Genomic DNA, 14120 nt, shown 5'->3' on the forward strand with positions numbered 1-14120 from the left:
ACATGAAGAAAAAAACGCTGGCCGCGCAGGTGATCGGCCTCCTCTGCGCCGCCATCGCTGTGTGGACCGGGATCAACGTTTCCAACGATTCCGGGGACTCCACCGCTTCCTCCACGTCCGCAGCCTCGAACGCCGCGCGCTTATCGACGTCCTCCACATCAGCGTCCCCTTCCAGCTCCCGCGCTTCGGGGGGTTCTGGTTCTGGGAAGTCTGGCGGTTCTGGGAGTGGGGGTTCTGGGAGCGCCGGCCTTCCGAGTTGCCCACTTAATTCCCTGCCCACCGAAGCCGACGAGGTAGCCCACGATATCCTCGCGGGCGGCCCCTTCGATCACCCCGACGAAGACGGCAGTCATTTTGGCAACTACCAGCGCATACTCCCCCGCAAGAACAGCAACTTCTACCGCGAATACACGGTGGAAACCCCGGGCGTCGGCCACCGAGGCGCGCGTCGCATTGTGGTGGGCGGCGGCAGCGACACCGACCCGGACGTGTGGTACTACACCGACGACCACTACGAAAGCTTCTGCGAAATCCCCGATGCGGAAAAGTGACTATTCCTTTATCACCAGAATCTGATCAATTGCGGCGCGACCACTTATGTAGTTGTTAATGCGGTCCTGGCTTGGGTATCCGAGGGCGATGCCCGCTACCAGCGCTTCTTCATCAGGAACTCCCATGATTGGCCGCACCACCTGCGGATACTTGACAATTTCATACGCTGGAATTGACCCAATCCCCTTGTTTGCCGCGCTGAATAACAACGACTGCGAAAACGCGCCAAGATCATACAGCGACCAGGGAATAATCTGATTCGGGATGGTCAGGTACACCAGGGCGGCGGCATTGAAGAGACGCCGCTGCGCCAACGCGAAATCGGGCAGATCATCGCCCATATAGCTCTGAATGTCTTGCATGAGCGCGGCCATATTATGTTGCGGGCCTGTTCCCCATTCCGAGCGGCTGCGCACCGGAAGTTCCGATGCTCCAGGCTCCTCATTGCTAGACAGTTCCGCATGTTGACGCTTGATGGCAGCCAGCGTCTCTCCGGTTGCGATGTATACCTTCCACGGTTGCGAGTTTGCCCACGACGGCGTGCGCTGTGCCTGTCGCACAATATCCATGAGCACATCTTTGCTGATAGGTTCAGTCGTGAAATCCCTGGCTGAGCGGCGCTTTGCGATTACCTCATCGAAGTCCATGGTTTCCTTCCTGCGGTTATTGTATGTACATACATATTGTAGCTAGATACGCACATGCGCGCACCTCGCCTCAATCCACCAGCTTCAGCCACACCACTCTGGCGATAATCACAACAAGCCAGAACCGCACACGACAAAGCGCACCACTGAAGCAACAAACGGTGCGCCTATGGGCCGTCCTGCAAAATGTGCTTATGCTCAAGCTCAAAAACACCCCGTTTTGCGACCTGAAGATAAGCAAACTTTTACCCCTGCCATATAGGTCCATCCCCAGGTACACAAACACCCCATTTTCGAACCCAGCGGTAGACCTACTTCTGCGCAAACGTTTGCACTAACGCTGTTCAAGGCTGCCACAAACGCCGCGCTCTACCAAACTGCACGTTTAACCAAGAAAAAGCGGCAGTTTGATAGACCACAAGGAGTCAACACCCAGCCGCGCTCTATCAAACTGCCCACCCCTGCAAAGTTTGTATACCGTCAAGCCCGAAAACACCCCTTTTCGGACCGGAGCGTATACAAACTACACAATCCTCTTCCCCACCTGCATAAACGCCTCCCGAATATGTGCGCCATCCAACCCTGGACATTCCCCAGACTCAGACTCAGACACCTCACTCAAAAGCCTCTCTACCTCTGCCCCGAACGCCTCACTAGCGAAATCAAGCAATTCCTGTCCCTTATCGGTGATCACGGCGAAGACGCCCCGGCCGTCGTGGGGGCAGGTGTCCCGCAGGGACAGTCCTTTTGCCTCCAACCTCCCCAAAAGCCTGGTCACAGAGCTTTGATTGAGTCCGACTTTCGCAGCGAGGTCGTTGACTCGCAGTTCGCGCGTCGGGGATTCCGCCAGGTACATCAGCGCCCAGTATTCAGTCAGGCCCACGCCGTGGTGCGTGGTGAGCCATTTGCCCAGGCGGGCGTCGATAAGCGAGGCGAATACCGACACCTCGGCCCATTTCTTCTCCATCACCGACTACTCGTGCGCCGGCTCGCCGGTCATTTGATGGTCGGCGTGGTTCAGTGATTCGAACACCAATCGGGTGAGGTGGCCGTCGTCAACGCGGTAGATGACGCTACGCCCCACCCGGCGCGTCTGCACCAGGCCACCGAGCCGCAGCTTGGCCAAATGCTGGCTGACCACGGTGCGCGCCACACCAGTGACCTCCACCAGTTCAGTGACGTTGCGTTCCCGTTCCGACAGCAGCCACAGAATGTGCAGGCGCGTTGGCTCTGCAAGAAGTTTCAGCGTGCCAGTGGCGGAGTCGAAAATCCCAGATTCCGCATCAATATCATGGACGAACGATGGTTCGGTGGACTGGGGCTGGGCGCTCATAATGTAAAACTATACATCCTTATCTACATGCACCGACGGCCACACATTCGCCGCCGCGATCAGGGCGAACCCAGCGATCAGCGCCAGCAGCAACGACGTCCACCCCAACCCAAGCGCCGCACCACACCATCCTGCCAGCGGATATGTGAGCATGTAGCACGCGTGCGAGAGGGAAAACTGCGCGGCGAACACTGATCCAAGTTCCTCGTCAGCCACGTTGCGGCGAATCACCTGTCCCATCGGGGTCGCGAGTGCAGACATCGACATCCCCAGCACAAACCACAGTGAGATGAACACGGGCCAGGTGGGCGCGGCGTCGATAAGCAGGAAAAGCCCCAGCAAACCCGCAACGGCGCCGCCCGCGCCGCCGAACAGCGTCACATGCAAACGCAGGTGCGGAATAAGCAGCGCCATCACAATCGACCCAGCCCCGCACGCACCGAGCAGCACCGCCACATCAGATTCGGAACGCCCCAGCTGCCCGCGCACCAGCACCACCGTGTTCACCAGCACCAGCGCCGTCGGCGCAGCCAGCGCAAGATTCAACGCCAGCACCCCACGCAGCTCTGGGAGGCGCAGCATCGTCACCATGCCTTCCCGCACACGTCGCGACACACTTTCCCGCTTATCGACGCCCAGACTCCCCGAGCCTGCAACCATCGTCGCCGACCCCACGAAGCCCACCGCCGCAACGGCAAATACCTGGCCACGGGACGCAAACGACAACAGCATCGCGGCCAACACGGGACTCAAAATCTGCTCAAGATCATAAGCAATGCGCGACAAAGACAAGGCCGAGGTGTACTCGTTTTGGTTATTAATGATGCGCGGAATCAGCGCCTGGAACGTGGGAGTAAACGTCGCGGCAGCCATCTGCAGAACCGCCACCGCCACGTACACCTGCGCCTCCGAGGTGATAAACGGCAAACTACACCCCACCGCTATGCGAATGATGTCGCTGCCCACCAGCACAGCCTTCACCGGGAAGCGAGCAAAAAATGCCGACAACCACGGGCCCGCACACACATAAATCAGAATCTTGATCGTGAGCGCCATCGACACCACCGCGCCCGCGCGGTCGCCCGCTATATCGAAGGCGAGAAGCCCAAGGCCAACGTTTAATAGGCCCGTTGCCGTCAACGCCAACACGTGGGCGGTGAAAAGGCGCCTGTAGATGGAGTTTTTCAGCGGGGTGAGAAGGGTAGTTTTTGTTTCTTGCGAGGTGTGCGTCTGGGTACTTGGTGTGTGTGATTGTGGCGTGTGCGTGGTCATCTGCGCCTCGGTTTCGCGGCCCGTGCGTTTCATGCGGTTTATATTGCTTATGTGCGTAAGTGTGCACTTATGTGATGATTGTAGGCTTACCTTCAATGTCACACAAGGGGCGGGCGCATGGCAGGGGTGCATACTACGTGCTGGGGTTTCGCGATAATTGCAACACACCCTGCGAAGTGTGCTTATACTCAAGCACGACAACGGGGTGTTTTGCGGCTTGGAGATAAGCACACTTCACGATTGTCATCTAGGTCCACCGCGAGGCACGAAAACAGGGCGTTTCCGTACCTGGCAGTAGACCTTTTTCTATGCAAATCTTTGCACTAACGTTGTTCAATGCCCGCCCTGCAAAATGTGCTTACGCCCAAGCCCAAAAACACCCCGTTTTGCGGCTTGAAGATAAGCATATTTCACGCAACCCCAGCAGCAGTCTTCCCCGCTCACCCCAGCAGCAGGTCGCCGCAGTCGCGGGCGAGCCGTTCGAGGCGGGATTCCGTCATGGAGGCGATTTGGTCGATGATCACGCGCTGGCGCTGAGCATCGGTGTCGGCGGAGATGTACCAGTCGCTAAACATGGGGTCGAGCGAACCCGGCGCGCCAAGCGTGAGGTAGTCGTAGACTCGGTAAATGCGGTCGCGTTGCCGGTCTTGGCGTTTTTGATGGAGCGGGTTGTCCATGACGTAGAGAACGGCAATTGTCTTGAGCAGTTGCACCTCGGCGGCAGCCTCAGCCGGAACAACCAAACCACCTCCACCGGCGGCTTTGGTCGCTGCGATGGTTCCGCCGACGTAGCGTCCAACAAGCTCGGACGTCATGGTTTTCAGCGCGGCGAGTGAACGGAAACTGCCGTCGTAGTCGGCGGCGGCCGCAACAACGGGAAGTTGGCGGAGTCGTCCTGCGGCTTCGACGAGCAGGTCGGCAGAACCGCCGAAGGCGCGTTGCCCTTTTTCGGCGAGCGCGGCGAGTTCGACAAGATCCCACAGCACACTGAGGCTGACGCGCCCAGAAAGTATGCCGTCTTCGACGTCGTGGACGGAGTACGCAATGTCGTCGGAGGCATCCATGACCTGGGCTTCCACGCTGACACCCGCAGGCATCGAAGAACCATCCAGTATCCAATCAAGTATGTGCTGGTCTTCAACATAAGCCCCGTATTTCGTGCGCTCCACCCCATCGGAACCAACTTTCGGCCAGGGGTATTTGCTGGCTGCTCGGAGCGCGGCACGGGTGAGGTTGAGCCCGAAGGATTCGTCCTCGTCGGAGATGATTTTGGGTTCGAGGCGGCTGAGTATTCGCAGGGTTTGGGCGTTGCCTTCGAAGCCGCCGCATTGGTCGGCAAGCATGTTCAGGGCTACTTCCCCGTTGTGCCCGTAGGGCGGGTGCCCGATGTCGTGGCTGAGTGCCGCGAGTTCGGCGAGGTCGGGGTCAACCCCGATGCCGCTGCCAATGCCACGCGCAATTTGGGCGACTTCGAGGGAGTGCGTGAGTCGTGTTCGGGGGGTGTCGCCGTCGCGGGGACCTACGACCTGGGTTTTGTCGGCGAGGCGTCGTAAAGCGGCGGAGTGGAGGACGCGGGCGCGGTCGCGGTTGAAGGCTCCCCGGCCGTCGGGGTTGTCGTATTGGCTTTGTTTGAGTGGTTCGGGGTAGCGTCGCTCCACGTCTTTGTCCGTGTAGTGGCGCATTTACGTGTCCTTTCTGCGGAGCGCGTCGTGGCGGGCTTTTCGGGAGGGCCGGAGGGTTTCGGCGATGGTTCGGAGTTGGTTTTCCGCCCATTCAGCCCACCGCACATTGATGAGTCTGAGGTCAAGGACGACCAGGCCGGAGCATTCGTGCAGGACTGTCCATAGCCATCGCTTGCCTATTTTACGGGTCGGCGCGTAAGGGGTCGGCGAGGGCCGCGCGTCCAGGCCCAGGCGACGGGCGATGCTGGTGGCGCGGAGGCTGTGGTTGGGGTCGGTAATCACCAGCACCCGCCCCGAGTTGTGTTGGGCCACCGCGCTTATCGACGCCCAGCTGTCCGAGCCCTCCTCCACCGCAACGATGGCGTCCTCCCGCACGCCGCGTTCTATCAGGTAGCGCTTCCCGACGGCCGCCTCAGTAAACGCATCACCAGGGAGTTTCCCGCCGCAGGTGAATACTCTCTGCCCTGGTTGCCAGATTTCTGCCGCATGGTCGAGGCGCGCCGCAAATTGCCGCGACGGGACGCCGTTGTATTGTGCCGTGCCGAGGATGAGCAGGGCGTCGATAAGCGAGGGATCGTTGCGGACACGGCGGGCGGAGTAGCCGAGGACGCGCGCGGGGTAGCTGAGCACCACGAGCAGGAGAATCTTCATGCTAACAACGATATAATGTGGCAGTTATGAACCGACTTCGTCTTGTCGCTGTCAGTGCCCTCATCGCGTGCGCGCCGCTTGCCGCTGGGCCGTGGATCGCTGAACCGGTGGCGGTCGCGCAGGCCCCCGCCACCTACACGGACGTGGTGACCGACAACGCCGGAGTGCTGAGCGAAGCGGAGAAGGGCAAGCTAGTCGAGGCAATCCAGGACGTGCAGCGGAAAGAACAGCGCAAAATCTATGTGGTGTTCACCGAGGATTTCGGGGGTCTGTCTGGCGAGGAATGGGCCAAGCAGGCGAAACAGCGCAACGACGGCCGCAACGTGCTGGTGTACGGCGTGGCGGTGAAGAGTCGGGACTACGGCTTGGCTTACGGCGCGGACTGGGACAGCGATGCCGACGACATGAAGAAAGCCGCCTACAACAAGCTCGTGGAATCGGACTACTACGGGTCGGCAATGGCGCTGGTGGACGCGTCGAGTACGTCATCTGGCTCTAATGCCGCGTGGCTCGGCGGCGGGGCTGCTGCCGTAGTGGCAACCGGTGCTGGGCTAGCAGCGTATTCCCGGCGCAAGCGCACCAGGCAAACCGCCTCAATGACAGCTGATGCGCGGGCCATCAACCCGAAAGATACTGGTAGTTTGACGGCGCTGCCGATTGACGTGCTGGAAAAGCTCTCGCAGGAGGAGCTGGTGTCCACGGATGAGTCGATACGCAAGGCCCGCGCCGAACTCGACCTGGCCACCGCCGAATTCGGAGCGGAACGCACCCGCAGCTTCGTGCGCGCACTCAACCACTCCACCACTACCCTGCAACGCGCCTTCGGCATCCGCGCACAACTCGACGACACCATCCCCGAATCCGAGGAGGAGCGGCGCGCCATGTTGGTGGACATTGTGTCCAGCTGCGGGCAGGCCGACGACGCTCTGGATGCCGAGGCTGAGAACTTTGCTACACTCCGCGACGTGCTGATCAACGCCGACAGCAACCTGGCCAAGCTCACCCAGACCATGGTTGACCTGCGCGGACGACTCCCCCAGGCCGAACAAACCTTGGATCGTCTGCGGGGCGAGCACCCGGCGAGCATGCTCACCAGCATCGCCGACAACACCCAGTTGGCTTCGGAGCATTTGGAACACGCCGACACCGCGCTGAACGACGCACGCGCACTCACCGCCCAGCCTGCGGGCCAGCAAGGCGGACTTGTTGAAGCCCTCCAAGCTGCCGAAAAATCCACCCACGAAGCCGACAAACTGCTGGCGGGCATCGAACACGCGGAAGAAAACATCCGCATGGCGCAGTCCAACCTGTCCGCGCTGGTCACGGAGGTGGAGCAGGAAATTGCAGAGGCTGGGTCGTTGCGAGCGCGCGGGCAGGAACACGGCACCCAGGCCGACTGGGCATCACTCGACGATGCCGTTACCGCAGCCCAGGCCGCATTATCGACGGCGCGGGATAAAGGTGGGGACGATCCGCTTGGAGCCTACACCGCTCTTGCCGATGCGGATGCCGTGCTGGACGTAGAGTTGGATAAGGTGCGTGAATCCTCCGCTGACCAGGAGCGACGTTTGCAGATCCTGGACAATGCCATGGCCGCAGCGCAATCCCGTATTACCGCTGCTGAGGACCTGATTTCCACGCGCGGGCGGGTTATTGGATCGGCGGCGCGCACCCAGCTTGCCGAGGCACAACGACGCTTCGCTTCCGCGCAGAATCAGCGCACGCGTGATACTGGTGCTGCTGTGGCTGATGCTCAGGCAGCCTCCCAGGCTGCGCAAAACGCCCTGAACTACGCGGAAAACGACATCCGCGACTACCAGAATCGCCAACGCGGTAATGGTTCCGGCTCCGGTGGGACTGGGTCGTTTATTGCGGGCATGGTGGTTAATGAGATTCTGAACGGCGGCCACCGTGGCTACGGCGGCGGGTTCGGAGGGGGATTCGGCGGATTTGGGGGCGGGTTTGGCGGAGGCTTCGGTGGGGGTGGCGGTTTTGGTGGCGGCGGCGGCTTTGGTGGCGGCGGCGGCTTTGGTGGAAGCGGTGGCAGCGGAGGTGGGTTTACTGGTGGGAAGTTTTAGGGGGTGAGCTAAAACAATCAAGAGGTTTTCTCACCAACATGCAGGTTAGACGACCTCACTATTAGCGAACTTCCCAGTTGATAGTGAATAGTTCATTGGTAGATTGTTCTGCTTCGAGGGCTTGTGCGGCATTGTCGAGGTAGGTGTCTGATTCATCGCGGAGTTTGTCGCGCTCGCGGCGGTACTCGTCGTCGGCCTCCTCAGCTCGGCGTTTCCACTGGCGTGCTTCGCGGGTGAGTTTGAGTTGTTCGGCGGTACTGGAGGCTTTGCGTGCAGCCTTGGTAGCGGTGGATTCTTTGGCGTGGAAGTCTCGAATCTTCGCATCAAACGTAGCTTTAAGGTCGAGACGCGCAGCCTCAATGAGGGCTTCTTGTTGCAGGTAGAAGGTAGCGTTACGATCTTGCACATCTATGGCAATGTGACTTCGTAGAGCATCAATCGCTTCGCTGAAACCGTCGGTACTCACAGCTTCTGGCACCACGTCAATACAAGTGAGGTCAAAAAGGTCACGGATCTGCTCGTGATCCATGGGCGTGCCGTCTTCAAAGAAACCCGCAAGCAACAAGTAGGTCTCACGTAGGTTCTGGTTACCAGCTTGCATGGTAAACGTGGCTTCGTGAACAGTGAGCCGACCACTCTTCTTGCGTAGTCGCTTCGAGACGGCAGTGGCACGCACTGAGTCCTTGATCTGGAATGTGAGTCGAGCTGGGGGCGTCTTGTGCATTTTCGCAGAGCTGATCACCCATTGGCACAAGTCGCTGGCATACCGGTACTGGTGGGCACCTTTGCGTGGTTCAGCCTTGAAAAAATACTCCCCAATGGCGATGCCCGGTATGGGAGGCTGAGTGAGCGTGAACTGTGTAGCGGTGTCGTTGAAGGTAGCTAAGTCGGCTAGCTCGTAGCGCGTGAGGGCAATGAGAAGCCGCTCGAAGGCGTTGAGAACCACGCCAGTTTGGGCGTCATAGGACTTGAGTTTGTCGCGGACCTTCGGGTCTAGGTTGTCGAAGACCTTCTTCCGGGTTCCTTTCATCTCACGCGTAATCTGCGCCGCATAGCGCGCCTCAAGCTCGGTAAACGCGGCATCAATCTGCTCGGCGGTAGTACATCGATCCAGGATCGCGGCAATGTTCTTTTCAAAATCCAGACCGTCTTCGATCTGTCCCAGAACCTCATCAGAGGATCCAAAAACAGAAGTAAACAACTGGAATTTCTCAGTGAGAAGCTGTAGGATGCGCTCTTCAGCCAGGTTGCCTTTGTTGGAAAAATTCACGACGACGACATTGTGCTTCTGCCCAAACCGATGGACACGCCCTATGCGCTGCTCCACGCGTTGAGGATTCCACGGCAGATCGTAGTTGACCAGCATGGAACAGAACTGAAGGTTGATGCCTTCTGCGGCCGCTTCGGTGGCAATCATGAGTCGCCCACGCTGACGGAACTCATCAACTAAAGCTTTGCGCCGGTCAGCTGCAGGGATACCGGTGACGATGTCGCCACCTTTGTTTTCCTCCAGCCATTCCCGATAGATCGCGTTGGCTTCAGCAGAGTCATTGGTGCCGTTGAATAGCACCAGCCCCTCACCCCAACCCGCGTCACACAGGGATTGGGCGAGGTAGTTCTGGGTGACAGTCGAGTCGGTGAAAATAATCGCCTTCTCAGGTGCGCCTATCTCGCGCAGTTTCGCAAAGCCTTGCTCAAGAGCATCAACAAGCTTGACGGCTTTCTGATTGACGGTGATTGAGCGCGCCAGCGCAGCATAGTCACGAAGTTCCTGCACCTCAGCCAGCATCTCAGCGCGCTCACCACCCTCTACAACCTCCGTCGAAGCGAGTGTGTTGTCAGCTTCCTCGCGCTCCTCACTGGTCAAATCGCGATCTGCAATGAACGCACCTGCGTCGTTACGGCGTTTACCACTGCGGGTCTCGGCCTCTAGACGGTTCGCAATGCTCTCTAACGTGGAAGCCACCGCATAAGAAGACGAACCAAGACGTTTACGAAGAATGAGGGCAGACAGATGACGTTGAGACTTTGCGAACGCCCACAGAAACGGCCGCTGCAAGTAGGAATTGATGAACTCATAGAGCTGGACCTCATCCTCACTGGGTGTGAAGGCAATGGTCAGTGGCATTCGAGTGGTAAAGCGAATGTACTTATTTGCATCTTTACGCAGTGTTCGCTTCGCAATCCGCGCAACCCTAGCTGCCAGGTCATCATTGCCCACCCCCTCGGGGTTGTTGATGTAGCGTTCTTTGAATGTCTCCAGGGAGCGGAAATAGTCGGGGGCAAACACACTCACAAGTCCGAAAAGTTCCTCAAGGCGGTTTTGCAACGGAGTGGCTGTGAGCATAACGGTTTTTGTAGCAACACGACAGATTCTTGCAATGTTTGCGGCAATTTTCGCCTGCCCTGTCCAGTAGGAGCGCAGCCGGTGTGCCTCATCACACACCACCAAATCCCATGGGCGCGTGAGATTAAGGTGTTGAGAATTGGCAAACTCATAAGAACAGATGAGGATTTGCTCGTGTGCACCCGAGCTGGTGAGTTCATCAAGACTCCCACGTTCGAGCAAAGACGCGGGAAGAGCGAATTTCTCGTTGAGTTCCTGCCTCCACTGCTGGCGCAAAGACGACGGTGCGATGATTAAAATACGGCGTTTGCGTTCAGCCCAATACTGACTGATCACAATGCCGGCCTCAATAGTTTTCCCAAGGCCTACCTCGTCAGCCAAAATCACCCCGGAAGTAAACGGGGTCTGTAAAGCAAATAAAGCGGCGTCAACCTGGTGAGGCTTGGGTTCCACCTGCGCATCAAATAACAACCCAGCTAGGCGGCCAACGTGGTCGGAAGCGTAGGAACGTTCAAGTTCATGAGCGTAGAACTTGGCCTGATAATCGCTGAGCAAACCAGCATTCACCTCCACGTTTTAGATACCCCACTGTTCGGGCGCGCTGACTTTGTAGTCCACACCAATGGCTTGAAAATGCTTGATTGCAGCTTCGATTTTCGCGTTTTCACTTGGGCGGCGTTTGTTCGAATCTAGGCTGCTCTTGGTTTCACGGATCAGGTAGAGGTGTTCGGTTCCGTCTTCGATCTTGATGATCGCCCAATCCGGGTTGTAGTCACCCACCGGGGTGGGGATACGGAACTTGTCGGGCAGTTTCATAAACAGTTTGATATCTTCCCGCCCATCCAGGTACTGAGCGAACTGCCGCTCCACTGCGGAGTCCAACACGAGGTAGTCGAAGTCGGTTTTCTCCGTGTGCGTGACCTTGTAGAGCTGATCGATGAATCTGTCTTTTTCTTCCAAGCCATCAGCCTGCAACTCGCGCAACTCATAGATGGAGCCTCCGATAGCTTCGTACTGGATTCCGTCAATGAGAACTTGGGCGAGTTCAGTCTCAATACAGGAGGAGACCATTTTGATGAAGTCGTTCGGGTTGCCCAAAAACTCCGATAGTTTCCCACTGCCTAGCAGGATGTCGATGATCGTCTTGCGAGTCAGGGATGTTGCTTCTTGGAGTTGGTTGACGATATCCGGCAACGGGTAAGAATCAGTGAGCTGGTGGTCACGGGTTCCCAGGACAGAGCCTTTCGCGCCACCACGGGTGATCTCCACGCCGGTACGTGTGAGCTGGATTCGGATCGGATCGACGCGCGGTGCATGCTGGATACGGTTCACACAATTCGCTACTAGAACATCACGGTCAAAGCAAACCCGGTAGGTAGTGCGCTGGGTTATCTTTTCCCAGAACGCTTCAAACTCAGGTGTGGCATACACCTGCTTGTTGAAGGTACGGGCTACGCGCTTGCGTTTAGGTTTGACCACGGCCTCAATCTTGCAGCTATCAACAATCTTAATTATGTCATCCTCATAGCCTGCATACTGAACAGGTAAACCAACGGTGAAACCAAGTTGCTCAGGAACCCAGGTGCCCATGACTTCACCGGAATCGTTGATATAGCCACGCTCACGCAAGCACTCCCAGATCTCACCTGAACGCCGCGAACCCAGCCTAGATTCCTGACCGTCTTCCATGATAGGCAGGTGGGCAAACTCAGTATGGCGCACGAACCCAATCGCCACACCCGCCTGCTTGTACTCATCTTGCAGTGCAGCAGCAAACGCTTGATATGATTCGTTGGCCACCACCGTCAGTTGTGCAAGCCCACGGTCTGAGACCCGCTCACCATCTTGGTTGACGGGCAGGCGCAGACCACGTCCGATCGTTTGGCGGCGTTCAGTGACTGAGGTCATGTCACGCAACGTGCAGATCTGGAACACGTTTGGGTTATCCCACCCCTCACGCAGAGCAGAATGGGAAAAGATGAACCGAACCGGCTCATCCATGCTCAACAGCCTGGCTTTATCCCGCATGATCAACTCGTAGGCGTCGTCATCAGCCTTCGTCTTACCCGACGAATCCTTAAACTTCATCGGTGCCCCCTTACCTTTGACCTTCATCTGAGCAAAATAACCAGACCGCACTTGAAGCGGGTCACGAGACAAGAATCGCTCAGCATCAGGGAACTTCGCCAACTCCTCCCGGTAGAGCTCATCAAACCAGGCGACAAAATCCCCATTTGCATCAAAATTATTCAATCCAGTACCCAGGTAAGAAGCAACCTTGTCGATAAAGAAAAGAGAAAGAACTTTAATGCCGCAGGCATGAACTTGAAGTTCTTTGCGGATATGCTCGCGGATTGTCTCCCGAATCATCTCCCTGAAGACAGCATCCTGGTTGGAGCCGATCTCTTCACCAACACGCAAGATCCCGTAGTTTGAGAGTTCGATCTGCTCAGGTTGCACACTGATTTCATTAATGCGCCAGTTGCCTTCATAGGCAGGGTTTCCGCCTGAGACGCGCTCCAGATCGTCCCCTTGTGAGACCTTCACCTTGCGCTTGGCATAGGAGCCGTCCTTCTTTCGGCATACCAACTCCAATTTCGCACTAAAAGATGGTTCCCTGCGCACCTCCAACAGTTTCACATACGGCTTAGCGGCGCTACCAAGTTCCTGAGCGTCAGAAACCACGATGGTTTTAACTAGACCTAAGTTGTGAGCATCCAAAGGGTCGAGGCGATACACCACATTACGAGTGGTGCGGTGAGTCGCTGAGTAACGCAACGTACACAACGGGTCCAAGTCTGCAACCGCTGATTGTGCAAGCAGAGACTCCATGTTCTGAGGCTCATCCATGATGACAATCGGACGCGTTGCACGAAGATAGTCCAGTGGACGTAAGCCTGCAAGCTTATCTCGACTCTGGTGCATGATGCGCGTGTTCTTATCCCCACGCAGGGAATCAATCGTCATCACCAAGAATTGCAAGCTCGTGGCAACGGCAAAGTCACGCACCTCTTCAGCCCGCTCACCCGAATACACTGTGGCATCCATGTTGATTTCTGGGTACAAGTGTCGGAAGTGCTCGCGCATCAAGTTGATAGAGGTTTTTACACCTTCACGGATCGCAACTGACGGCACCAAGATAATAAACTTGGTGAACCGGTAACGCTTTACCAACTCGAATGCAGTACGCAGGTAGACGTAGGTTTTGCCGGTACCAGTTTCCATTTCAATGTCGAACTGCAGCCCATCAACCAACTCGTCCGTGACCTCCAGACCATTGCGGTCTTGGACACGGCGGAGATTAGACAAGATCGTGTCCTCATCCAACACCAGATTATTTCCTACAGCGCCGATTTCGGTCGCAATGTCAAACTCGCGTTGACCGGAAAATTCATACTGATCGATCAAAGACGGCTGAGCAGGAAGCAGCCTGAACGAAGTCACTAACTGATCCGCATCCACTGGCTGGCTATCGAAGAGATCAGTGACTGCTTCAATCGCTGACGTCTGATAGGGCTGGTGGGGATCAAACTGAAAACGCATCGAAACCTATACCCC

At 57.3% G+C, this 14120-nt stretch carries 10 protein-coding genes; 2 read left to right on the forward strand and 8 right to left on the reverse strand.

Features of this window, described 5'->3' with window-relative positions; genetic code table 11:
* The first annotated feature begins 2 nt into the window (after positions 1–2).
* A complete protein-coding gene (locus CDUR_RS09515; protein ID WP_233452932.1) occupies positions 3–551 on the forward strand; it encodes a guanyl-specific ribonuclease in 549 nt (182 codons plus the stop codon).
* Here CDUR_RS09515 and CDUR_RS09520 read toward each other — a convergent pair whose 3' ends face one another.
* The 6 genes from CDUR_RS09520 to CDUR_RS09545 form a co-directional block, all read right to left on the reverse strand.
* Positions 552–1199: a nitroreductase gene (locus tag CDUR_RS09520; RefSeq protein ID WP_179418022.1), complete on the reverse strand. Its 648-nt coding sequence runs from the start codon at positions 1197–1199 to the stop codon at positions 552–554.
* A 523-nt stretch (positions 1200–1722) separates the two neighbouring features.
* Positions 1723–2166 (reverse strand): MarR family winged helix-turn-helix transcriptional regulator, encoded by a 444-nt coding sequence (locus CDUR_RS09525; RefSeq protein ID WP_179418023.1) that lies wholly within the window; start codon positions 2164–2166, stop codon positions 1723–1725.
* Between the two features lie 6 nt (positions 2167–2172).
* Complete coding sequence (locus CDUR_RS09530) at positions 2173–2532, reverse strand: ArsR/SmtB family transcription factor (RefSeq protein WP_179418024.1); 360 nt, start codon at positions 2530–2532, stop codon at positions 2173–2175.
* Between the two features lie 9 nt (positions 2533–2541).
* The gene (locus CDUR_RS09535; RefSeq protein WP_179418025.1) at positions 2542–3837 is read right to left on the reverse strand and encodes an MFS transporter; all 1296 of its coding nucleotides are present in this window, start codon (positions 3835–3837) and stop codon (positions 2542–2544) included.
* A 407-nt stretch (positions 3838–4244) separates the two neighbouring features.
* On the reverse strand, positions 4245–5486 hold the full coding sequence (locus CDUR_RS09540; protein WP_179418026.1) for a deoxyguanosinetriphosphate triphosphohydrolase: 1242 nt from the start codon (positions 5484–5486) through the stop codon (positions 4245–4247).
* A complete protein-coding gene (locus CDUR_RS09545; RefSeq protein ID WP_179418027.1) occupies positions 5487–6137 on the reverse strand; it encodes a YdcF family protein in 651 nt (216 codons plus the stop codon). It abuts the gene before it with no gap.
* A 26-nt stretch (positions 6138–6163) separates the two neighbouring features.
* Here CDUR_RS09545 and CDUR_RS09550 point away from each other — a divergent pair, with 26 nt between their 5' ends.
* Positions 6164–8215 (forward strand): TPM domain-containing protein, encoded by a 2052-nt coding sequence (locus CDUR_RS09550; RefSeq protein WP_179418028.1) that lies wholly within the window; start codon positions 6164–6166, stop codon positions 8213–8215.
* 61 nt (positions 8216–8276) lie between these two features.
* Here the strand turns inward: CDUR_RS09550 and CDUR_RS09555 are convergent, their stop codons facing one another.
* Together CDUR_RS09555 and CDUR_RS09560 are read right to left on the reverse strand one after the other, a co-directional pair.
* A complete protein-coding gene (locus CDUR_RS09555; RefSeq protein WP_290207389.1) occupies positions 8277–11135 on the reverse strand; it encodes an SNF2-related protein in 2859 nt (952 codons plus the stop codon).
* A 3-nt stretch (positions 11136–11138) separates the two neighbouring features.
* Positions 11139–14105, reverse strand: coding sequence for a restriction endonuclease (locus CDUR_RS09560; RefSeq protein ID WP_179418029.1), 2967 nt, complete (start codon positions 14103–14105; stop codon positions 11139–11141).
* Positions 14106–14120 lie beyond the last annotated feature (15 nt).

Source organism: Corynebacterium durum, assembly GCF_030408675.1.
In the GTDB taxonomy this organism is placed as follows: Bacteria; Actinomycetota; Actinomycetes; order Mycobacteriales; family Mycobacteriaceae; genus Corynebacterium; species Corynebacterium durum.